This is a genomic window from Kocuria sp. 2SI, from assembly GCF_005502825.1.
Lineage (GTDB): Bacteria > Actinomycetota > Actinomycetes > Actinomycetales > Micrococcaceae > Kocuria > Kocuria palustris.
Genome location: NZ_SCNB01000001.1, coordinates 16,215 through 37,500, shown reverse-complemented (window position 1 = coordinate 37,500; position 21,286 = coordinate 16,215). Strand labels below are relative to the sequence as shown.

Here is a 21,286-nt window from a genome sequence, read left to right as displayed (position 1 = left end):
AATCGGCCACTCGATGCGCCTGCGGGGCGGCGGCCCGCCCGCGGCGCCCGCCCCGTGAAGCGGATCACCTCGGCTTAGACTCCCGGTGACAGGTGCGCGGCCCCGGCCCTCCGGTCGAGGCCGCGCCTTCCCCTCTCCCTCACCAGGAGCCTTCCATGAGCACCACCGTCACACCGCCCGGAGCCGGCGGATCCGGCGCCCCGGATCCGCGCACCGACCTTCCTCCGGCCGCCGTCGAACCCGAGGTCCTCGAAGCCGAGCAGGCCAAGTGGACCCCGGCCAAGATCGCCCTGTGGGTCGCCATCGCCCTGGTGGGCGGACTGGCCTGGGTCATGCTGGCGATCGTGCGCGGCGAGACCGTCAACGCGATCTGGTTCGTGCTGGCAGCGGTCTGCAGCTACTTCATCGCCTACCGGTTCTACTCCAAGTTCATCGAGCGCAAGCTCGCCCAGCCCGACGACTTCCGCGCCACCCCGGCGGAGTACAAGGCCAACGGCCGCGACTACCTGGCCACGGACCGCCGCGTGCTCTACGGCCACCACTTCGCCGCGATCGCCGGCGCCGGCCCGCTGGTCGGCCCCGTGCTGGCCGCCCAGATGGGCTACCTGCCCGGGACCATCTGGATCATCGTCGGCGTGATCCTCGCCGGTGCGGTCCAGGACTACCTGGTGCTGTTCTTCTCCATGCGCCGCGGCGGCCGCTCCCTGGGCCAGATGGCCAAGGACGAGCTCGGACCGGTCGGCGGCTGGGCGGCGATCATCGCGACCCTCGTGATCATGATCATCATCGTGGCCATCCTGGCCCTGGTGGTCGTCAACGCTCTGGGCGAGTCCCCGTGGGGCGTCTTCTCGGTCGGCATGACCATCCCGATCGCGCTGTTCATGGGCATCTACCTGCGCTACATCCGCCCGGGCAAGGTCCTGGAGATCTCCATCATCGGCTTCGCGCTGCTGATGCTCGCGATCGTGGCCGGCGGCTGGGTCGCCGACACCGACTGGGGCGTCCAGCTGTTCACCCTGGAGCGCGTGACGCTGGCGTGGTTCGTGATCATCTACGGCTTCGTCGCCGCCGTGCTGCCCGTGTGGCTGCTGCTGAGCCCGCGCGACTACCTCTCGACCTTCATGAAGGTCGGCACCATCCTCCTGCTGGCGGTGGCCATCGTCGTCGTCCGTCCGGAGATCGCGGTGCCGGCGGTCTCGGAGTTCGCCGGGCGCACCGACGGCCCCGTGTTCTCCGGCGCGCTGTTCCCGTTCCTGTTCGTCACGATCGCCTGCGGCGCCCTGTCCGGGTTCCACGCGCTGATCGCCTCGGGCACCACCCCCAAGATGGTCGAGAAGGAGCGCCAGACGCGCCTGATCGGCTATGGCGGCATGCTCATGGAGTCCTTCGTGGCGATCATGGCGCTGGTCGCTGCGATCTCGATCGATCGGGGCATCTACTTCGCCATGAACTCCTCGCCCGCCGCCACCGGCGGCACGGTCGAGGGTGCCGTGGCCTGGGTGAACTCGCTGGGACTGGCCGGTGTGGACGTCACGCCGGAGCAGATCCAGGGCACCGCGGACGCCGTGGGTGAGGAGTCGATCGTCTCGCGCACCGGCGGCGCGCCCACCCTCGCTGTGGGTCTGGCCGGGATCATGAACCAGTGGTTCGGCGGAGCCTCCATGATGAGCTTCTGGTACCACTTCGCGATCATGTTCGAGGCGCTGTTCATCCTCACCGCCGTCGACGCCGGCACCCGTGTGGCCCGCTTCATGCTCAGCGACTCGCTCGGCAACTTCATCCCGCGCTTCCGCGACCCGGACTGGCGGCTGGGAGCGTGGCTGACCACGGCGCTCATGGTGGCCGGCTGGGGATCGATCCTGATCCTCGGCGTCACCGACCCGCTGGGCGGCATCAACACCTTCTACCCGCTGTTCGGCATCGCCAACCAGCTGCTGGCGGCCATCGCGCTGGCGGTCTGCCTGACGATCGCCGCCTCCCGAGGCCGCTTCGGCTACCTGTGGATCATCATCGTCCCGCTCGCCTTCGACTTCGCCGTGACGGTCACGGGCTCGTGGCAGAAGATCTTCTCCTCGAACCCCGCGATCGGCTACTGGGCGAACAACGCGGCCTTCCGCAAGGCGCTGGCCGACGGCGAGACGAGCCACGGCACCGCGCAGACGACAGAGGCCATGGAGGCGGTCGTGCGCAACACGACTGTGCAGGGCACCCTGTCCATCCTGTTCGTGGTGCTGACGATCACGGTCGTGGTCATGGCCGTCATCCGCACGATCCAGCACTACCGCGCGCACGGGAAGATCGGCGTGCAGGATCTCAGCGGGCAGGCCGTCGGGCACGAGGACCCGTACGTCGAGTCCCGGTTCTATGCTCCGGCCGGCTTCATCACGACGCCGTCGGAGAAGCAGCTCGCCCAGCGCTGGGAGCAGATCCCGATCGAGCAGCGCACTCCCGGCGGACTGTCGGGGCACGGGCACTGAGGCGGCGCTCGTCGTCGGGAGACGACCCCGACGACGAGCGCGGCCATCGCACGGCACGACGAGAGGAGGAGAGGACCAGATGACGTCGATCCTCGAGGCGGTGTCCTCGTTGAAGCGGTTCGCCGACGGCGTGCTGGGCGCCGACAAGTACCAGCGCTATCTGGAGCACCACCGCGCCCACGGGTGCGAGGGGGAGAAGCCCATGTCCGAGCGCGAGTTCTGGCGCAGCTGGCAGGACTGGCAGGAGCGCCACCCGGAGGGCCGCTGCTGCTGAAGCGGGGCGCCAGGTTCTGCCTCCAGTGGCCCCGCGGTGTGCGTCTCGAGCTCGAGATGCACACCGCGGGGCCACTGGCTCGTGGGGCGCCGGAATCGCATCGTCCCGGATGGTGACGACGTGTCATCATGGAGGTCTATGGGATTCCTCAGCGAGCATCGGGCCCAGCGCCGCGATGAGAAGCAGTTGGGTCTGGGCGTGTGGCGTCGCGCCCATGACCGGTTCCGGCGCGGGCTCGATCGCTTTCACCAGGTGCTCGAGCAGATCCAGGACGCCGACCTGCAGGCCGCGGCCGTCCCCGCGGCCAACGAGCTGGCCGATCTGCTCCCCCGGGTGCGCGCGCTGTGCACGGCCGCGCAGGCGATGGCGCCCACGAACGACCAGGACATACCCGGCTCCGAGGGCGGCTGGCTCAATGACCTCCATCGGGAGCTGTCACGGGCGGGCAATGACATGGCCCAGGCGGCCGAAGCGCTGGCGCTGGCCCGCTTCCGCACGCCGGGTGTCGGCCCGGAGACGGCCCGCGCCCAGCGCCTGGAGGCCGTGCGGCGGCGCGCCGAGGCCGTCGGCGGGCACATCGTGTGCGGCGAGGCGCTGGTGCAGGAGCACGGGGCGGTCTGAGGCGAACGGCCGCAGCGCCGTCGCCGAAGGCGAGCTGCCCGGACGCATTGCTCTGAGGCAGCTGCAGCGGCTGCGTGCTGATCCGCAGCCCGCGCCCTCGGGCTCAGATGAGCCGCTGCTCCCTGGCCCGGTGCACGGCGGCGGTCCGGTTGTCCACGCCGAGCTTGTCGTAGACGTGCAGCAGGTGCGTCTTGACGGTGGCCTCGGAGATCACGAGCTGCGCTGCCAGCTCGCGGTTGCTTGCTCCCGTGGCCAGTCCCTGCAGGATCTCGATCTCCCGTGCGCTGAGGCTCTGCGCCGGGCGAGCCGCCCTCTGCACGAGCTGCTGGGTCACCGACGGCGCCAGCACGGAGCGACCCTGCGCGGTCTGGCGCACGGCCTCTCGCAGCTGCTCGGCGGGGGAGTCCTTGAGCAGATAGCCGGTGGCTCCTGCCTCCAGTGCGGAGACGATGTCCGCCTGCGTCTCGTAGGTGGTCAGGACCAGGACGGGAGGCCCGCCGCGGTCGCGGAGCCTGCGGATGGCCGTGGGCCCATCCATGGTCGGCATCTGCAGGTCCATGATCACGACGTCCACGTGCTGGTCGTCGAGGGCGGCCAGGGCTTGGGCCCCGTCGCCTGCCTCCGCGAGGACCGCGAGCGTGCCGTCGGCCTCGAGCAGAGCCTTCAGCCCGGCGCGCACGACGGGGTGGTCGTCCACGAGCAGCAGGCCCAGAGGGGTCTCGGTCGTCGGGGCGGGGCGGGTCATGTCCGGTCTCGATCCTTCGAGGGCTGCTGGGGTGTGCTCGGCCGGGCGACGGGCGCGGGCAGCTGCAGAGCCGCTGCCGTGCCGGCTCCCGGGCGCGACTCGATCGACAGCTGCCCGCCGAGCTCGCGCGCACGTCGGCGCAGGTGGAGCAGGCCGTAGCCGCCGTCGCGCCCGGGCCTGTGCGGCGCTGCGGCGTCGAATCCCACGCCGTCGTCGACGACGTCCAGGGTCACCGTCTCCGGCCAGTAGGCCAGGGTGACGGCCGCGCGGGAGGCGCGGGCATGGGTTTCGACGTTGCTCAGGCAGGTCTGGGCCGCACGCAGGAGCACGGCTTCGGTCGCCTGCTCCAGGTCCCGGGGCTCTCCCTCGACCCGCAGGGAGACGCTCAGGTCGGTGCCTGCGGACTCGGCACGCCCCTGCAGGCCGTCGACCAGATCGCGCAGGGCCGATTCGAGCCCGGCGGCCAGGCGCGGCGAGGCTAGGCCCTGGACGAAGCGACGGGCCTCCGCGAGATCGGCCGAAGCCGTCGACTCCAGGACTCGCAGCTGCTCGGCGGCGGCGTCCGGGCGATCCTGCGCCAGGGAGTCCTGGGCGGCGCGGGAGAACAGCACGATCGAGGCGAGGCCCTGGGCCAGGGTGTCGTGGATCTCGCGGGAGAGCCGGTCGCGCTCGGCGAGCACCCCCGCGCGGTGCTCGCGGTGGGCGAGCTCCTCCCTGGCGGCCTGCAGCGCGACGACGGTGCGGCGGTGGCGCTGGGCATCTCGCCACAGGGCCCGGTAGGCCCAGGCCGCGATCACGGCGAACACCGCGCCGAGGACCGGGCCGATGACCTGCCCGGTGCCGAAGCCCCCCGTGCCTGCGTGCAGAGCCTGGGTGGCGATCACCACCGCGGTGAGCCCGGCGACCGCAATCAGGCTCGGCACCGTCGGCAGCACGGCCTGGACGACGAAGAACAGCGGGAAGACCACCCAGGAGAAGTCCGGTGCGCGCAGAGCAAGCAGGCACCACAGCACGAGCACCACCGCCAGCCACACGCCCGCGCTGGCCGGGCGCGCACGGGGACGGACGCCGAGGAAGGCCCGATGCTCCGCGACGGTGCCGCTCAGATAGGCGAGGCCCAGCAGCACGGACAGGGCCAGCGGCCACAGGGCGCCGGGCCAGGAGGCACCGATCAGGAACCGGCCCACTGCCAGCCCCAGCAGCCCGGCGAAGCTCACGTGCAGGATCACGCGCATGGCCCGCAGCACGGCGGGAGTCGCAGCGGCCTCGTCGGGGTCCGGGCCGAGGGCTCGGTCGGCGGCGGAGGTGGTCATCGCTCCAGCCTACGGATCCTGCCGGACGGGGCATCAGCCGATCGGCTGATCTCGGGGTGCGCCGTTCGGTGTGCTCAGGACCCCACCGCCGTCCGATGCGCCCGAGACCTGCCGCGGCGGACAGTGGAGCCATCGCACAACGCCGGGAAGCCACCCGGCCCCTCGAACCATCCGCCAGGAGTGACCAGCATGTTCCTCTCCCTGCGCGATCTGCGCTTCGCGCGCGGTAGCTTCGCCCTGATCGGCTCCGTGGTCGCCATGATCACGCTGCTCGTCGTCATGCTCACCGGCCTGACCGACGGTCTGGGCCGCCAGTCCACCTCCGCCCTCGAGGCGCTCGAGGCCCCGCGCATCGTCCTGACCGCGGGCAGCGACGGCGAGGATCCCTCCTACAGCGATTCCCGCATCGACGCCCAGCAGGCCGGGTCGTGGGCCCGCGCCGAGGGCGTCGAGTCCGCCGAGCGCTTCGACGTCGGGCGCGCTCAGCTCGAGCACGACGGCGCCTCGGCCTCGGCTGCCGTGCTCGCCCTGCAGCCGGGCACCGAGCTGGCCCCGGACCTCGAGATCCTCGAAGGACGGCCCCGTCCGGGGGCCGGGCAGACCGTCCTGTCGCAGGAGACGGCCCAGTCGCTGGGCGTCGGTGTCGGCGACGAGCTGGACGCGGGTGCGCTGAAGCTGACGGTCATCGGCATCGCGGCCGATGAGTGGTACTCGCACTCCCCGGTGGTGTGGACCTCGACCGAGGACTCCGCGCAGCTGCTGCGCATGGGCGACGGCCAGAGCAGCGCGCTGGCCGTCTTCCCCGCCGACGGCCTGAACGGCAGCGAGCTCGAGGATCGGATGACCGATCAGGACGAGGCCGCAGGCACCTGGAGCGCCGGCACGCGCGACTCCTTCGCGGCACTGCCCGCCTACAGCTCGGAGCGCGGCTCCCTGCTGATGATGCAGGCCTTCCTCTACGGCATCGGCGCGCTCGTGGTGATCGCGTTCCTGACCGTGTGGAGCATCCAGCGCACCCGTGAGGTCGCGATCCTGCGCGCCCTGGGGGCCTCTCGCGGCTGGGTGCTGCGCGATGCGCTGGCCCAGTCGGCGGCCGTCCTGCTGGGCGGAACCGCGCTCGGACTGGTGCTCGGCGGCCTCGGCGGCGCCCTGGTGACAGGAGCGGTGCCGTTCAGCCTCACGCCGACCACCACCCTGGTGCCCGCCCTGGGGATCCTGCTGCTCGGCTTGGCCGCCGCGCTGCTGGCCGTGCGCCGGGTCGCTCGCGTGGACCCGCAGATCGCGCTGTCCGCGGCCTGAGCCCCTGCCCGCTTTCCGCCCTCTGCTTCCGAAGGAGCCCGACATGACTGTGCTGTCCACCGCCCCCGCCCCCTGGCAGTCCGCCGAGGCTGCTGAGCGCATCGATTCCTCAGCCGCACTGCGGCTGCGCGACGTCCGCCTCAGCTGGCCCGACGGCCAGGAAGACGACGGGCGCCCCCGAGTGGTCCACGCCCTCGACGGCGTTTCCATGGAGGCACCCGCCGGGGTCCTCACCGCGGTCACGGGGCCGTCGGGATCGGGCAAGTCCTCCCTGCTGTCCGTCGTGGCCGGTCTGGTCGGAGCGAGCTCGGGGCAGGTGCTGATCGACGGCCGCGACGTCGTGCAGATGACCCCAGAACAGCGCGCCGAGATGCGCCGAACCCGGGTGGGCGTCGTGTTCCAGCAGCCCAATCTGCTGGCCTCGCTGACCGCTCGGGAGCAGCTGCTGCTCACCGCGCACATCGGCGGACAGGATCGGCGCCGGCGCCGGGAGGCGGCCAGGCGCGCCGACGAGCTGCTCGAGCTGCTCGGGCTGGAGGCCGCCGCCGGTCGCAGGCCCCACCAGCTCTCGGGCGGTCAGCAGCAGCGGGTCAACATCGGCCGGGCGCTGATGTCGAGCCCGTCGGTGATGCTCGTCGACGAGCCCACGGCCGCGCTGGATCACGAGCGCTCGATCTCCGTCATGCAGATGCTGCGAGACGCGACGCGGCGCTTCGGCACCGCCACGGTGCTGGTCACGCACGAGGCCGAGCTGCTGGAGGACGACGACCGCCGGCTGACCTTGGTCGACGGGCGGCTCACGGCGGGGTGAAGCGGGGCTGGGTCGCTCAGGAGCGCTCGGCCGATAACTGCTGGGCGCCGAGCATCGTGCCCTGAAGGGCGGGCATCTCGAGCAGTGCCCCATTCGCGAAAGCTTGCAGGCGACGGTTGGCTGTGACCACCCAGCTGGCGCCGAGGCTCCCCTCCTGGGGGATCTCTCGCACGCTCATGGTGTGGAGCTCGGCATCCTGGAACGGAGCGAAGGCTCGGCTCAGCAGCTTCTGGATCCTCGGCTGCGACAGCATCATCCAGGAATTCCGGTGTATATGCCTCAGGACCCTGACGCCGTTGACGAATTCCACGAAGTGCCCGTGGTTGCATCGCCGCTCGTTCACGCTGAGCTGGCCTGCGGGCGTGGAGCAGATGGTGTCGACCGCCAGCAGCATCTCCACGAGGATGCGAGTGGCCGACAGGAGCCTGAGCTGCAGGTCAGGGTCCGGCTGGCTTGCGGTCCGAGCTTCCTGGGTGCGCTTTCTGGCCTTCCAGCGACCCCTTGCGGGCGAGGTGGTGGCCGGTTCCGCAAGCGCAGGGCCTTCTTCCGGGATCTCGAAGCTCAGGAGATAGGACCCCGGTCCGTCCGTGCGCAGCGCGCAGCGCACCAGGGGGCGCTGCGCGGAAGGCGCGGTTCCCATGCTCTCGCACATCACCGTGTTGCAGATCTCTGCGCAGGCATCGAACGCGTCGCGCGTGCGCTCATCGAATACGAGTCGCGGCTTCAGCCAGATGGAATCGAACTCGACCCAGACGGAGTCATAGGCCTTGTGCGTGGATGTCGTGGCAGAGGAAGAGCTGAGAATCATTGCCGTCCTAGGGCTCAGCTGTCGACGCGGCGGGCTTCCGGGGGGAGAAGCTCCGTCCGTCTGACAGAGCGAGACGCGCGATGGGCAGGGCGCGCCGGGGTTCAACTTAGGCCTGAAGTGCCATGATGCCCAGGATTCGGTTGCCGGTGTTACATGTCTTTGCAGGTGGGTGCCCACCAGATATCGCAGCTCTGTCCCTCGTCTCTGCGATCGACGGGGTGATCAGGGGGGGGGGCTGCCTCGGAGATCGGATCTGCCGCGAGCTCCGGGCTGGCTCGTGTCATGAGAGAACCCCCAGGCCGTCCCGTTCTCACGGGATCGGATCTGGGGGTTCTGCTGGAGCCGCCTGCCGGAATCGAACCGGCGACCTATTCATTACGAGTGAATCGCTCTACCGACTGAGCTAAGGCGGCGCGACCGGACCGCGAGGGGCCACAGCGCGGATGACACCCTAGCACCGTCGAGCGGGCCGGTCACATCCGTGCGGACGTCGAAGCCGGGTCGAGATGCATGAGTGTTCGTCGTGTGTTCATCCTCACGTCGGTGCGAATCCGCGACCGCGCTCGGACCGGGGGAGAGCATGGTCGCTGCAGCCCCTCGTGCTGAGCGAGGCCCCTCCTGCTCCGAGACCGCTGCTGCACGGCGCGCTGAGCAGGCATCGATCGCTGAAGGACCGCAGATGACCCTCCGCCCAGACATCGTCCGCAATCTCCGCCTGGCGTTCATCGACATGTCGGGGACGTCCTTCGAGGACAACGGGATCATGGAGCGCGCCTTCACCCGCACGCTCGAGAAGCTGGGCATCGCCGCGGACTCGCCGCGCTTCACGGGCATGCTCGGCTTCGTGCGCGACACCCTGGGCCAGTCCAAGGTCCGCGTCTTCCAGCACCTCTTCGAGGATGAGCCTGCCGTCGCCGCCGAGGCCAGCCGCGAGTTCGAGCGCCAGTTCGACGAGCTGCTGCGCACCGACGCCGTCACTGCCGTCCCGGGCGCCGAGGACGTCATCCTGGGGCTGCGGGAGTCCGGGCTGAAGGTCGTGCTGGCCACCGGCTACAACCGCCACAGCCAGAACCAGATCCTGGAGCACCTGGATTGGATGGGTCTGGCCGATCTGAGCCTGTGCCCCTCCGACGCCGGCCGCGGCCGCCCCTACCCGGACATGATCCTCACGGCGCTGCTGGCCCTGGACCTCGCCGACGTCCGCGAGGTCATGGTCGTGGGCGACACCGCCGCGGACATGCTCTCCGGGCGCCGGGCGGGATCCCGCGCCAACGTGGGCGTGCTGACCGGAGCCCACCGCGAGGACTCCCTGCGCACCTCGGGTGCCGACGCGGTCGTGGACTCCATCCGCGACATCCCCGGCCTGCTCGAGCTGCCGCTGCGCTCGCACGCCTCCTGAGCGCGGCCTCCGCTCAGATGCCGGCGTCCCGGCAGACCGTGCCCTCCTCCGGGAGGATGCCCTCGAGGAGATAGGCGTCGACCGCCTCGACGATGCACCCGTTGCCCGAGGAGTAGGAGACGTGGCCCATGCCCTCCCGGGTGAGCAGGGTGGCCCGTCCCAGCTGCTCGGTCAGGGCCTCGGACCAGGCATACGGGGTCGCCGGGTCCTCGGTCCCGCCCACGACCAGGATCTCGGAGTCGCCCGAGTACTCCGCCGGCTCGTCCGGAGCCTCCTCGACCGGTCCGTACGGCCAGCCCTGGCAGGCCGCCTCCGCGTAGCCGAGGTAGGGGCCGAAGGTCGGCGCCCGCTCGGTGAGCTCCTGCTGCTGGGCCGCCATGTCCTGGTCGGTGACCGAGTCGTCGGTCGAGTCCAGGCAGTTGACCGCGCTGAAGGCGACGGTGGAGTTCCCGTGGTACGTCCCGTCCTCCTGGCGCCCGTGGTTGAGGTCGGAGAGCTCCTGGAGGGAGTCGTAGTCGCCGTCCGAGGCGTCCCGCAGCGCCTGGTTGAGCCTGGGGTAGGTGGCGGTGCTGTACAGCGGCGTGACGATGCCCTCGGCCACCTGGACGGGGGTCACGCGTCGGCCGTCGGGCCCGGTGATCTCCTCGTCCGCGGAGCGGGCCAGGATCTGCTGGACCTCCTCCATGCCGTCGTCCGCGGAGCCGTCCGTGAAGCAGTCGGCGGAGTTCTGCGTGCAGTCCTCCATGAAGTCCCGCAGTGCGCTCTCGAATCCCACTGCCTGGCCCATGGCCACCTCGGAGTTCGAGGCCTGCGGATCGACGGCACCATCGAGGACGAACCGCCCCACGCGATCCGGGAACTGCCGGGCGTACTCGGCGCCGATGCGCGTGCCGTAGGAGAAGCCCAGGTAGTCGGTCCGGTCCTGGCCCAGGGCCGCGCGCATGACGTCCAGGTCCTTGGCCACGGAGGCCGTGTCCATGTGCTCCAGCACAGGTCCCGAGTGCTCTGCACAGCCCTCGCCGAGCTCCTTGTACTCCTCGCGCAGATCCTCTGCCGTGATGTCCTGGCCCACGAGTGAGGGCTGGGAGCGCCATGCGTCGAGGGCGGCGTCGTCGTCGAAGCACTGGATCTCGTCCGAGCGGGAGACGCCGCGAGGGTCGAAGGAGACGATGTCGTAGCCCTCGCGCAGATCGTCGCCGAACAGCGGACCGGACTGGGAGATCAGGTCCACCCCGGAGCCGCCCGGTCCGCCGGGGTTCACGACCAGCGCACCCTCCGGGGCATCCCCGGTCGAGGGAAGCCGCGCCATGGCCACCGTGGTGGTCTCGCCCTCGGGATCGGAGTAGTCCACCGGGACGGTGAGCTGCGCGCACTGCTGGTCGTCGCCGCCGAAGAACCCGGAGATCCCGCCGGAGTCCTCGCACGATCCCCAGTCGAGCTCCTGGGCGTAGAACTCGTCCATGCCCTGCGCAGCGCCCTCGGGTGCGGACTGGCCTCCGGCGGGGGAGTCGTCATCGGTGCAGGCGCTCAGCGCCAGGGCGCACACGGCCAGGGCAGCGGCCAGCCGCATCCGGCGGCGGGGGCGGTGGCTCATCCGGGGGCATCCCATCTGTGGTGCGGGTTCGTGGTCCGGGACGGTGCGCACGGGACGCGCCGACGGGCGGGCCTCAGAGCAGGGAGACGGCCATGGCCTCGAAGGCCAGTCCGGCGGCGGCGCTGGTGCGGATCCTGGTGCGCGTGCGGGCGATCGTGTCGATGCGCTCGAGGGACTCCTCGGGCGTGGAGTTCAGCGCGTGATCGCGCAGCGAGTCCGCGATGTGCTGGTTGACCAGATCCGACCCGGTCTGCAGCTGCAGCGTGAGGGCATCGCGGTAGAACGTGGTCAGATCGATCAGGAAGCGGTCCAGGGTGTCCGTGCGCACGCGCTTGGAGCGGCGCTTCTGGTCCTCCTCCAGGCGCCGCAGGGCGCTGCGCACGTTGGGCGGCATCTTCCCGGACTCCGCGGAGCCCATGGAGGTCAGCAGGTGCGCGCGCTCCTCCTCGTCCCGGGCCTCCGACTCGGCGGTCGCCTCCTCCTCGGCCAGGCGCGTCAGCCGCCCTGCCTCGCGCACGGCATCCGAGACTCCGCCCAGCCGCAGAGGCATCTCGACGACCCGACGACGGCGCTCGCGGGCGTCGTCGTACAGGGCCAGCCGGCGCGCCACACCCACGTGGGACTGGGCCAGGCGGGCGCATTCCAGTGCGCGGGCCGCCGGCACGCCGTCGCGGCGCTCGAGCAGCTCGGCCACGGCCTCCACGGGCGGCACCCGCAGGGTGACGGGGCGGCAGCGCGAGCGGATGGTGACCAGGACGTCGCTGGGGCTCGGCGCGCACAGCAGCCAGATGGTCCCCGGCGGCGGTTCCTCGATGGCCTTGAGCATGACGTTGGAGGTCCGCTCGGCCATGCGGTCGGCGTCCTCGATCACCATGACCCGCCAGCGCCCCACCGACGGGCGGTCCTGAGCCCTGAGCACGAGCTCGCGGGCCTCGTCGATGCGGATCTCGCTGTGCTCGGTGCGGAAGTGGGTGAGATCGGCGTGCGAGCCGGCGCGGACGGTGCGGCAGGCGGAGCACTCGCCGCAGCCGCGGTCGGCGGGATCCGGCTGCCCGCACAGCAGCGCGGCCGCCAGCGCGAGCGCTGCGTGGGAGCGCCCCGAGCCGGGCGGGCCGGTCACGAGCCAGGCGTGCGAGGGCTGCTCATCACGGGCAGCCCGGGCGAGCTGATCCACGACGGCGTCCTGCCCCACGAGGTCGTCCCAGACGCTCACGATCGCTGCCCTCCGGAGGCCCTCTGGGCCAGCAGGTCGAGAACACGCTCGCGGATCTGCGCCGCCAGCTCCTCCACGGGGGCGTCCGCCTGCAGCACGAGGTAGCGCTGCGGCGCCTGCCGGGCCAGCTCCAGGAAGGCCTGGCGGACCTCCTCGTGGAAGGGGGCGGGCTCCTGCTCCATGCGATCCGCGGCGCGCTCGGCCCGGCGAGCTCGCCCCGTCTCCTCGGGGACGTCGAGCAGCACGGTCAGATCCGGCAGCAGGCCGTCGACCGCCCACAGGTTCAGATCCCGCACGGTCTGCGTGCCGAGCTCGCGCGCCGCTCCCTGATAGGCCACCGAGGAGTCGAGGTAGCGATCGGTCAGGACCGTGATGCCCTCGCGCAGCGCAGGAAGAAGGGTGCGCTGGACGTGGGCGCTGCGCGAAGCGGCGAACAGCAGCGCCTCCGTGCGCGGATCCACCGGCGCGTGCTCGGGCTCCAGGACCAGGGAGCGGATCTGCTCGCCCAGGGCCGATCCGCCGGGCTCGCGGGTGAGCAGCACCGGCACGCCGCGCTCCCGCAGGGACTCGGCCAGCAGGCGCAGCTGCGTGGACTTGCCGGCGCCGTCGCCGCCCTCGAAGGCGATGAGAGCGGCAGGCGTGCTCGCTGGGCTGGTCTGGAACGTCACACGGACACTGTAGGGGCCGCGGCAGACATCGGCGCCGCCCCCATGAAGCGTGTGGGCGCGGCCGTCATAGGGTGAGGCCATGACTTCTCCGGATTCCGCCGCGCCCCGCCCGAACGCCGAGCAGCAGCCCTCGGGGGAGACCCTCCACGGGCGGCTGCGTCCGGCCACGACCGCGGTCGCCGGCGGTCGCCCGGCCCCGGAGCGCGATGCTCCCGTCGGCCCGTCGATCGTGCTGAGCTCGACCTACCGCGGCGCGGGGGAGCCCGTGCCGGGCGAGCGCATGTACGGCCGCGCCAGCAACCCGACCTGGGACGACTTCGAATCCGTGCTGGGTCAGCTCGAGGGCTCGCCGCTGCCGTCGCTGGCCTTCGCCTCCGGAGTGGCCTCGATCTCGGCCGTGCTCTCGCTCGTGCCGCTGGGCGGCCGGGTCGTCGTGCCGGCGCACGTCTACATGGGCACCATGACGCTCGTGCGCGAGGCCGAGCAGGAGGGTCGGATCCGCGTCGATGCCGTGGATGTGACCGACACCGACGCCGTGCTGGCCGCCGCCGAGGGCGCAGATCTGGTGCTGCTGGAGTCGCCCACCAATCCCATGCTCGAGGTCGCCGACCTCCCGGAGATCCTGGCGGGCACCCGTCGCCTGGGTGTGCTCAGCTGCGTGGACAGCACCTTCACCACACCCCTGCTGCAGCGTCCGCTGGCCTGGGGTGCCGACCTCGTCGTGCACTCGGCCACCAAGTACCTGGCGGGGCACTCGGACGTCGTCCTGGGAGCGGCCACCGCCGTGGATCCCGAGCTCCGCCAGCGCCTGCACGCCCATCGCTCCCGCCACGGCGCCATTCCCGGCCCGTTCGAGACCTGGCTGGCCCTGCGGGGGATCCGCACGCTGTCCCTGCGCGTCGAGCGCGCGGGTGCCAGCGCCGCCGAGATCGCCCGTCGCCTGCTCGAGCAGCCCGGCGTGCGCGCCGTGCGCTACCCCGGCCTGACGGAGGACCCCGGCCACGAGCGGGCCGCTCAGCAGCTGCAGGGCGGCTTCGGGGCGATCGTGGGACTGGAGGTCGACGGCGACGCCGCAGCGGCCGATCGTGTCGTCGAGGCCCTGCGCCTGTGGGTGCCGGCGACCTCGCTGGGCGGCGTCGAGTCGCTCGTCGAGCGCCGTCGCCGTCACCCCGAGGAGCCGCGCACGGTCCCGGAGTCGCTGCTGCGCCTGTCCGTGGGCATCGAGGACGTCGAGGACCTCTGGGAGGACCTCGAGCGGGCGCTGGCCGCAGTGGTCGAGCCCGCCGCCCGGTAGGATCGTGGCCATGTCCCTCACCTCCCTCATCCTCCTGGCCGTCGGGGTGGTCGACGTCGCCGTCATGGTGCTGGTGACCGTCCTGGCAGCCATGGCGTTCCTCCACTGCCTGTCCGCCAAGCCCATCCAGTTCCAGCGCGCGTTCAAGCGCACCCGGACCTTCTGGATGCTGGTGACGGGCGCCTGCCTGCTCTTCAGCCTGCTGATGACCGTTCCCGCGGTGATCGCGCTGCTCACCGGCGGCATCCCGCAGATGGGCCAGCTGATCTTCGTGCTGGTCGCGGCAACCGCCTCCGGCGTGTACCTGGCGGATGTCAAGCCCGCTGTCAACGTCGAGTCCTCGGGGCCTTCGGCCTGGTGACGCCGCCGGTCGCGGGTCAGCTCGGCACTCGCCCGTCGGTCCCTCAGGTGCGATACTCGGGGCATGGCTACTGAAGCGAAGTACAACCTGATCCTGCTCCGTCACGGGCAGTCCGACTGGAACGAGAAGAACCTCTTCACGGGCTGGGTGGATGTGCCTCTCACCGAGAAGGGCCGTGGCGAGGCGACTCGGGGCGGAGAGCTGCTCAAGGAGCGCGGTCTGCTCCCGGACATCGTGCACACCTCCCTGCTGCGCCGCGCGATCATGACGGCCAACCTGGCCCTGGATGCCGCGGATCGCCACTGGATCCCCGTCAAGCGCTCCTGGCGCCTCAACGAGCGCCACTACGGCGCCCTGCAGGGCAAGGACAAGGCGGAGATCCGCGAGAAGTACGGCGAGGAGCAGTTCATGACCTGGCGCCGCTCCTACGACGTCCCGCCGCCCCCCATCGAGGACGGCGACGAGTACTCGCAGGCCGGCGATCCCCGCTATGAGGACGTCCAGAACCTCCCGCGCACCGAGTGCCTCAAGGACGTTCTCGAGCGCTTCCTCCCGTACTGGGAGGACCAGGTCACGCCGGACCTCAAGGCGGGGCGCACGGTCCTGCTGGCCGCGCACGGCAACTCGCTGCGCGCGCTCGTCAAGCACCTGGACGGCATCTCGGATGATGAGATCACCGGCCTGAACATCCCCACCGGCATCCCGTTGGTCTACGAGCTCGACGCCAACTTCAAGCCGATCACCCCCGGCGGCGAGTACCTGGACCCGGAGGCTGCGGCCGAGTCCATCAAGGCGGTCGCGAACCAGGGCAAGAAGTGAGGTGAGGCCTGCGCCCCGACCACCGGGGCGCAGGCCGGCAGCAGCGCTTCAGCGCACGGGGCCCGGACGCCATCAGGCATCCGGGCCCCGTCGTCGCTGGGTGCGGTGCTGCTCGCACAGTCCGGCTCAGGCCGGGGGCGCCCACTGCCCGGTCACCAGGTACGAGACCTTGCGGGCCACGGCGATCCCGTGATCGCTCATGCGCTCGAGATAGCGGGCCGAGAGCGTGACATCCACGGTCGTGTGCACCGGGGCGTCCCAGTCCGGTCGGCCCATGGCATCGAGGATCCCGCGGTGCACGGCGCTGACCTGCGCCTTCTGCTCGGCGATCCGGTCGTAGAGGGAGATGTCGCGCGTCTCGAGCATCTCGATGACCCCGTCCAGGATGACCAGGTCGAGCTCGAAGAGCCGCGCGTAGTCGTCGGCCAGACGCTCGGGGATCACGGCCTCCGGGAAGCGGCGGCGGGCATCCTGAGCCAGGTGCCGAGCCAGGTCGCCCATGCGCTCGAGCGAGGTGCTCATCCGCAGCGCGGCCACGAGGGTGCGCAGGTCGGAGGCCACGGGGGACTGGCGGGCCAGGATGTCGATCGAGCGCTCATCGAGCTCGTCCTGCAGCAGGTCGATCCGGGCGTCGTTGGAGATGACGCCCTGGGCGGTCTCGAGCTCGGTCTCCAGGAAGGCTGAGCGGGCCTCGGACAGCGCCTGACGCACGAGCCTGGCGATCGCCACGAGCTCATCGCCCACCTGCTTGAGCTCCGCCTGGAACACCGTGCGCATCCTGCGCCTCCCCTCGGGCGGCCCCTGCGCCCGGATAGGACGCCCGCCTCACTGCAATGATCGAAGAGTCGAGGCTACGCGCACCGGCTGCAGCGCTGCCTGGCCTGCGGTGAACGGCGGGAGAACGTCCGGTGATCTCCTTGTGGCGCCCAGGCGTCGGCCCGTCCGACAGCGTCGAGGCGCACGCGTCGGCGCCCGGGGTGGCCCTACCCTGGGAGGGTGCAACCCCTGCTTCTCGCGCTCCTGTCGGGGCTGATCGGACTGCTGCTCGGACTCAGCGGTCTCTTCGCCCTGCGCGGGACCTCCCGGCGCAGGATCGAGGCGGCGGAGATCGGCGAGCCCCAGCTGCCGCACGGCGCCGCGGACGTCCTATCGGTCATGGGCCCCGCCTACGTGGTCGTGGACGGGGTCGACGGAGTCGTGCGCGCCTCACCGGCCGCCTACGCCTTCGGCCTGGTGCGCGGGCATTCGATCGTGCGCGACGAGCTGCTGGGCATGATCCGGGCGGCCCGGGCCTCCGGCGTGACGGAGGAGCGCCGCGTCGAGATCGGCCGCGGGGCGGAGAACACCGGCGTGATCGTGCTCGACGTGCGCGTGGCCGTGCTGGGCGATGAGTTCGTGCTGCTGCTGGCCGAGGACCAGACCGAGATCGTCCGGGCCCAGTCGGTGCGCAGCGACTTCGTGGCCAATGTGTCCCATGAGCTGAAGACCCCGGTGGGCGCCATCCGGCTGCTCGCCGAGGCCATCGAGGACGCCGCCGAGGACGAGGACGCCGTGCGTCACTTCACGTCCCGGCTGCATCGCGAGTCGGAGCGGCTGACCCTGTTGGTACAGGACATCATCGAGCTCTCGCGCCTGCAGGGCCAGAACGTCGTGACCTCCGGCGGGCCCGTGGAGCTCGGGCGCGTGGTGGCCGAGGCCGTGGACCGCAACCGCATGACGGCGGAGTCCCGGGACATCAGCCTGGTGATCGGCGGCTCCGTCGATGCTCCGGCCTTCGGCGACGCCGACATGCTGACCACCGCAGTGCGCAACCTGATCGACAACGCCATCCGCTACTCGCCTCCGGGCACGCGGGTGGGCGTGGGGCTGCGCCAGCGAGACGGCATGGCCCTGATCGCGGTGACGGACCAGGGCCCGGGCATCCAGCAGAGCGAGCAGGATCGGATCTTCGAGCGGTTCTACCGCGTGGACTCGGCGCGCTCCCGTCAGACCGGAGGCACCGGTCTGGGGCTGAGCATCGTCAAGCACGTGATGCAGCAGCACGGAGGCAGGGTGGACATCTGGTCCGAGGAGGGCCAGGGCTCGACCTTCACGCTCTGCATCCCGCTGATGAGCGAGCAGGGCGGCGGGAAGCAGGGCCAGGAGGACCAGGCCGACGGCGCCGAGGGCGCTGCGGCGAACGATGCAGAGCAGGCCGCTTCCGGCCGCCGGGGCCGTCGCCCCGTGCGCGCCGGGACGGCCCGACGAGAAGGAGGAGAGTCCGCATGACCCGGATCTTGATCGTGGAGGACGAGGAGTCCCTGTCCGAGCCCCTGGCCTACCTCCTGGGCAAGGAGGGATTCGACCCTGAGGTCGTGGCCGACGGCCAGGCCTCGCTGGAGGAGTTCGATCGCGCCGGCGCGGACCTCGTCCTGCTCGATCTCATGCTGCCGGGCCTGTCCGGCACGGAGGTCTGCAAGGCGCTGCGCCAGCGCTCGAACGTCCCGATCATCATGCTCACGGCCAAGGATGCCGAGATCGACAAGGTCCTCGGCCTCGAGCTGGGTGCCGACGACTACGTGACCAAGCCGTACTCGTCGCGCGAGCTCGTGGCGCGCATCCGCGCCGTGCTGCGCCGCCGCTCCGAGCCCGAGGAGCTGGTCTCGGCGACCGTGCAGGCCGGACCCGTGCGCATGGACATCGAGCGCCACGTCGTCACGGTCGAGGGCGAGACGGTGAACATGCCGCTCAAGGAGTTCGAGCTTCTGGAGATGCTGCTGCGCAATGCGGGCCGCGTGCTGACCCGAGGACAGCTCATCGACCGCGTGTGGGGCTCCGACTACGTGGGCGACACCAAGACCCTCGACGTGCACGTCAAGCGGCTGCGCTCCAAGATCGAGCCCGACCCCTCGGATCCGCGGCACCTGGTGACGGTGCGAGGGCTCGGCTACAAGTTCGAGGTCTGAGGCCCCCGCCGCGGCTCCATCGCGGCGGGCAGAGCGACGGCGGGGCGGCGACCTGATGGTCGCCGCCCCGCCGTCGTGTGCGATGCCTGCGCTGCGCCGGACCGGTCAGGGCCCGGTGCGGGGGCCTCAGTGGTGGCCGCCCTCCTCCTCGTCCTCGGGAGCCGGGGTGTTGGAGGGGTTGGCCGGGGTCGACGGCGCACCGCCGGGGATGTACTCGGCGTAGCGCGGGAAGGTGTGATCGAGCACGGGCAGCTCGTGCTCCAGGGTCTCGCCGTCGACGGTGATGGTCACGGGCACCATCAGGCCGGGCTCGGCGCCGGCGGGGACCACGAGCTGCTCGTTCTCGTCGTCCTCGAAGCGGATCTCATCCTCCGGGGCGACGTCCACGGTGATCGGATCGGCGCCCTCGACGGCGATCTCGACCGACATCTCCTCGTCCGACTCGTTGACCAGGGTGCCCAGCAGGCGGCCGTCCGAGTCGGCGGAATCGGCGACGATGAGGAGGTTGTTGATGCTCAGGTCGCCGAGCTGCTCCACGATGCCGTCAGCGGGGGAGTACTGCGATGCCGTCTCCTGGTCGTTGGTCAGCGCAGCGCACCCGGACGTGGTCAGTGCGGCGGCAGCGAAGGCGGCACCCAGGCCGATGGTGCGAAGCCTCTTGCGGGCGGCATTGGTCACGGCGCGAACTCCTCAGACAGGTCGGTGATGCTCCGGCCATGGTATCCGCTTGGGCACGGATCGTCCGCATCCGCTCCAAGGGTTCTCGAAGGAGGCGATCAGGCTGCTGTGCGCCTCGTGCTAGAATCGACCGGCGGAAAGGGGCACCATACATGGTTTTCGAGGTTGGCGAGACGGTCGTCTATCCCCACCATGGCGCGGCACTGATCGAGGAGATCAAGACCCGCACCATCAAGGGCGAGGAGAAGATGTACCTGAAGCTCAAGGTCACCCAGGGTGATCTCGTGATCGAGGTCCCGGCGGAGAACGTCGACCTGGTCGGCGTGCGAGACGTCGTGGATGAGGAGGGCCTCAAGAAGGTCTTCGCCGTCCTGCAGGCCGATGACGTGGAGGAGGCCAGCAACTGGTCCCGCCGCTACAAGGCCAACGTGGAGAAGCTGGCATCGGGCGACGTCCTGAAGGTCGCCGAGGTCGTGCGCGATCTCTGGCGCCGGGACAAGGACCGCGGCCTGTCCGCCGGTGAGAAGCGCATGCTGACCAAGGCCCGCCACATCCTCACCTCCGAGCTGGCCCTGGCCAAGGACATCGACGAGGAAGAGGCCGAGAAGCGCCTCGACGACATCCTGGCCGGCTGAAGGCTCAGCCCGTGGAGTCCTCGGGCCGCACGGCCCCCACGACGGCGCACCCCTCCTCCGGGACGGGGTGCGCCGTCGTCGTCGTCGCAGCGGGCTCGGGACAGCGCCTGGGCCGCGGCATCCCCAAGGCCCTGGTGGGGCTCGCCGGGCGCACCATCCTCGAGCACAGCCTGCGGGCGGTGCTCGACTCCGGAGTATGCGCCGAGGGCGGGCGGATCGTCGTGACCGTGCCCGCCGGGGACGAGCAGCTCAGCGCCGTGTGCCGCGAGCTCGGCGCGCAGCCCGTCACGGGGGCGCAGACCCGCGCCGCCAGCGTGCGCGCCGCCCTCGATCTCCTGGCCCAGGGGCCCGCCCCGGCCAGTGTGCTCGTCCACGATGCCGCGCGCTGCCTGACCCCCGCCCAGGTCTTCCGGGACGTGGCCGCTGCGCTGCGCGAGCATCGCGCCGTCATCCCCGTGCTGCCGGTCGTGGACACCATGCGCCGGATCGACGCCCAGGACAGGCTCTCGGGCACGGTGGACCGCACTCGGCTGCGCGCCATCCAGACGCCCCAGGGCTTCGACTGGAGGCTGCTGCGCCGCGTCAACGAGCAGGCCGTCGCCGAGGGCGCGGACGAGCTCTCCCTGACCGATGACGCCTCGCTGGTCGAGCGCTGGTCCCAGGAGCGGGTCATCGCCGTGCAGGGCCATGAGGAGTCGTTCAAGATCACCCGACCGCTCGACCTGCTGCTGGCCGAGGCGGTGCTCGCCGAGCGCCGGCAGCGCCTCGAGGCCCGGCCGGAGGCAGAGCACGCAGAGCAGGAACAGCGCCCGTGACCATGATCCCGCGCACCGGCATCTCGGTGGACGTCCACGCCTTCGCCTCCGATCAGGAGTGCGCCGAGCACCCGGACGGATTGGTGCCGCTGCACCTGGCCGGCCTGCTGTGGGAGGGCGAGCGGGGCCTGTCCGGGCACTCGGACGGCGACGTCGTGGCCCACGCCGCGGCCGACGCCCTCTTCAGCGCCGCCGGGTGCGGCGACCTCGGCTCCAACTTCGGCACCGACCGCCCGGAGATGGCCGGAGCCTCGGGTGTGCGGATCCTGTCGGAGGCCGCGGCGATCGTGCGCGCTGCCGGCTTCGAGCCGGGCAACGTGGCCGTGCAGCTGATCGGGCAGCGGCCGCGCTTCTCGCCGCGACGACAGGAGGCTGAGGAGGCGCTCAGACGCGCCGCAGGCTGCCCCGTCTCGGTCGCGGCGACCACGTCGGACCGGCTGGGCTTCACCGGACGTGGCGAGGGGCTCGCTGCCATGGCCACGGCTCTCGTCGTGCCGTCTGCCGGGCCTCGGTAGAC

General features: G+C 71.3%; 22 protein-coding genes and 1 tRNA gene. 14 read left to right on the top strand and 9 right to left on the bottom strand.

What is annotated here, in order from left to right:
- Positions 1-155 precede the first annotated feature (155 nt).
- The 3 genes from FFS25_RS00155 to FFS25_RS00145 all read left to right on the top strand — a co-directional run bounded on the left by FFS25_RS00155 (position 156) and on the right by FFS25_RS00145 (position 3,372).
- On the top strand, positions 156-2,477 hold the full coding sequence (locus FFS25_RS00155; protein WP_137801476.1) for a carbon starvation CstA family protein: 2,322 nt from the start codon (positions 156-158) through the stop codon (positions 2,475-2,477).
- 79 nt (positions 2,478-2,556) lie between these two features.
- On the top strand, positions 2,557-2,751 hold the full coding sequence (locus tag FFS25_RS00150) for a YbdD/YjiX family protein (RefSeq protein WP_006214680.1): 195 nt from the start codon (positions 2,557-2,559) through the stop codon (positions 2,749-2,751).
- A 138-nt stretch (positions 2,752-2,889) separates the two neighbouring features.
- Positions 2,890-3,372, top strand: a complete 483-nt coding sequence (locus tag FFS25_RS00145) for a hypothetical protein (protein WP_137801475.1) — start codon at positions 2,890-2,892, stop codon at positions 3,370-3,372.
- A gap of 103 nt (positions 3,373-3,475) precedes the next feature.
- On the opposite strand, the gene FFS25_RS00140 is transcribed toward FFS25_RS00145, so the two are convergent.
- Positions 3,476-4,117, bottom strand: coding sequence for a response regulator (locus FFS25_RS00140; protein WP_137801474.1), 642 nt, complete (start codon positions 4,115-4,117; stop codon positions 3,476-3,478).
- The gene (locus tag FFS25_RS00135) at positions 4,114-5,430 is read right to left on the bottom strand and encodes a sensor histidine kinase (protein WP_137801473.1); all 1,317 of its coding nucleotides are present in this window, start codon (positions 5,428-5,430) and stop codon (positions 4,114-4,116) included. Before FFS25_RS00135 ends, FFS25_RS00140 begins: the two co-directional genes overlap by 4 nt.
- 189 nt (positions 5,431-5,619) lie before the next feature.
- Here FFS25_RS00135 and FFS25_RS00130 point away from each other — a divergent pair, with 189 nt between their 5' ends.
- Entirely contained in the window at positions 5,620-6,729 is a 1,110-nt protein-coding gene (locus FFS25_RS00130) for an ABC transporter permease (RefSeq protein WP_137801472.1), read from the top strand.
- Between the two features lie 43 nt (positions 6,730-6,772).
- The gene (locus FFS25_RS00125; RefSeq protein ID WP_137801471.1) at positions 6,773-7,540 is read left to right on the top strand and encodes an ABC transporter ATP-binding protein; all 768 of its coding nucleotides are present in this window, start codon (positions 6,773-6,775) and stop codon (positions 7,538-7,540) included.
- A gap of 16 nt (positions 7,541-7,556) precedes the next feature.
- On the opposite strand, the gene FFS25_RS00120 is transcribed toward FFS25_RS00125, so the two are convergent.
- Positions 7,557-8,348 carry a hypothetical protein gene (locus FFS25_RS00120; protein ID WP_137801470.1) on the bottom strand — a complete coding sequence of 264 codons (792 nt, stop codon included), beginning with the start codon at positions 8,346-8,348 and terminating at the stop codon, positions 7,557-7,559.
- Between the two features lie 337 nt (positions 8,349-8,685).
- Positions 8,686-8,761: transfer RNA gene (locus FFS25_RS00115), tRNA-Thr, on the bottom strand.
- A 266-nt stretch (positions 8,762-9,027) separates the two neighbouring features.
- Here FFS25_RS00115 and FFS25_RS00110 point away from each other — a divergent pair.
- Positions 9,028-9,747 (top strand): HAD-IA family hydrolase, encoded by a 720-nt coding sequence (locus tag FFS25_RS00110; protein ID WP_006214673.1) that lies wholly within the window; start codon positions 9,028-9,030, stop codon positions 9,745-9,747.
- Between the two features lie 13 nt (positions 9,748-9,760).
- Here the strand turns inward: FFS25_RS00110 and FFS25_RS00105 are convergent, their stop codons facing one another.
- The 3 genes from FFS25_RS00105 to tmk all read right to left on the bottom strand — a co-directional run bounded on the left by FFS25_RS00105 (position 9,761) and on the right by tmk (position 13,303).
- Positions 9,761-11,341 (bottom strand): alpha/beta hydrolase, encoded by a 1,581-nt coding sequence (locus FFS25_RS00105; protein ID WP_137801469.1) that lies wholly within the window; start codon positions 11,339-11,341, stop codon positions 9,761-9,763.
- 73 nt (positions 11,342-11,414) lie between these two features.
- Positions 11,415-12,554 carry a DNA polymerase III subunit delta' gene (locus FFS25_RS00100; protein WP_137801468.1) on the bottom strand — a complete coding sequence of 380 codons (1,140 nt, stop codon included), beginning with the start codon at positions 12,552-12,554 and terminating at the stop codon, positions 11,415-11,417.
- On the bottom strand, positions 12,551-13,303 hold the full coding sequence (tmk, locus tag FFS25_RS00095; RefSeq protein ID WP_082676844.1) for a dTMP kinase: 753 nt from the start codon (positions 13,301-13,303) through the stop codon (positions 12,551-12,553). Before tmk ends, FFS25_RS00100 begins: the two co-directional genes overlap by 4 nt.
- Here tmk and FFS25_RS00090 point away from each other — a divergent pair.
- The 3 genes from FFS25_RS00090 to FFS25_RS00080 all read left to right on the top strand — a co-directional run bounded on the left by FFS25_RS00090 (position 13,302) and on the right by FFS25_RS00080 (position 15,696).
- Positions 13,302-14,516 carry a trans-sulfuration enzyme family protein gene (locus tag FFS25_RS00090; protein WP_137801467.1) on the top strand — a complete coding sequence of 405 codons (1,215 nt, stop codon included), beginning with the start codon at positions 13,302-13,304 and terminating at the stop codon, positions 14,514-14,516. The genes tmk and FFS25_RS00090 overlap by 2 nt on opposite strands.
- 10 nt (positions 14,517-14,526) lie before the next feature.
- Complete coding sequence (locus FFS25_RS00085; protein ID WP_006214668.1) at positions 14,527-14,877, top strand: DUF2516 family protein; 351 nt, start codon at positions 14,527-14,529, stop codon at positions 14,875-14,877.
- Between the two features lie 63 nt (positions 14,878-14,940).
- Entirely contained in the window at positions 14,941-15,696 is a 756-nt protein-coding gene (locus FFS25_RS00080; RefSeq protein ID WP_024289131.1) for a phosphoglyceromutase, read from the top strand.
- A gap of 126 nt (positions 15,697-15,822) precedes the next feature.
- On the opposite strand, the gene phoU is transcribed toward FFS25_RS00080, so the two are convergent.
- Positions 15,823-16,473, bottom strand: a complete 651-nt coding sequence (gene phoU / locus FFS25_RS00075) for a phosphate signaling complex protein PhoU (protein WP_058870707.1) — start codon at positions 16,471-16,473, stop codon at positions 15,823-15,825.
- A gap of 219 nt (positions 16,474-16,692) precedes the next feature.
- On the opposite strand from phoU, the gene FFS25_RS00070 reads away from it, so the two are divergent.
- Positions 16,693-17,964: a sensor histidine kinase gene (locus FFS25_RS00070; protein ID WP_006214665.1), complete on the top strand. Its 1,272-nt coding sequence runs from the start codon at positions 16,693-16,695 to the stop codon at positions 17,962-17,964.
- Complete coding sequence (locus FFS25_RS00065; RefSeq protein WP_006214664.1) at positions 17,961-18,641, top strand: winged helix-turn-helix domain-containing protein; 681 nt, start codon at positions 17,961-17,963, stop codon at positions 18,639-18,641. The genes FFS25_RS00070 and FFS25_RS00065 overlap by 4 nt, the downstream gene beginning before the upstream one ends.
- A 126-nt stretch (positions 18,642-18,767) precedes the next feature.
- Here the strand turns inward: FFS25_RS00065 and FFS25_RS00060 are convergent, their stop codons facing one another.
- Positions 18,768-19,319 (bottom strand): hypothetical protein, encoded by a 552-nt coding sequence (locus tag FFS25_RS00060; protein WP_053446904.1) that lies wholly within the window; start codon positions 19,317-19,319, stop codon positions 18,768-18,770.
- Positions 19,320-19,471: 152 nt separating this feature from the next.
- Here FFS25_RS00060 and FFS25_RS00055 point away from each other — a divergent pair, with 152 nt between their 5' ends.
- The 3 genes from FFS25_RS00055 to ispF are packed head-to-tail and all read left to right on the top strand — an operon-like array spanning position 19,472 to position 21,284.
- Positions 19,472-19,954 carry a CarD family transcriptional regulator gene (locus tag FFS25_RS00055; protein ID WP_006214662.1) on the top strand — a complete coding sequence of 161 codons (483 nt, stop codon included), beginning with the start codon at positions 19,472-19,474 and terminating at the stop codon, positions 19,952-19,954.
- Positions 19,955-19,965: 11 nt separating this feature from the next.
- Positions 19,966-20,769: an IspD/TarI family cytidylyltransferase gene (locus FFS25_RS00050; protein WP_058870705.1), complete on the top strand. Its 804-nt coding sequence runs from the start codon at positions 19,966-19,968 to the stop codon at positions 20,767-20,769.
- 2 nt (positions 20,770-20,771) lie between these two features.
- Positions 20,772-21,284, top strand: coding sequence for a 2-C-methyl-D-erythritol 2,4-cyclodiphosphate synthase (gene ispF / locus FFS25_RS00045; RefSeq protein ID WP_137801625.1), 513 nt, complete (start codon positions 20,772-20,774; stop codon positions 21,282-21,284).
- Positions 21,285-21,286: the final 2 nt, after the last annotated feature.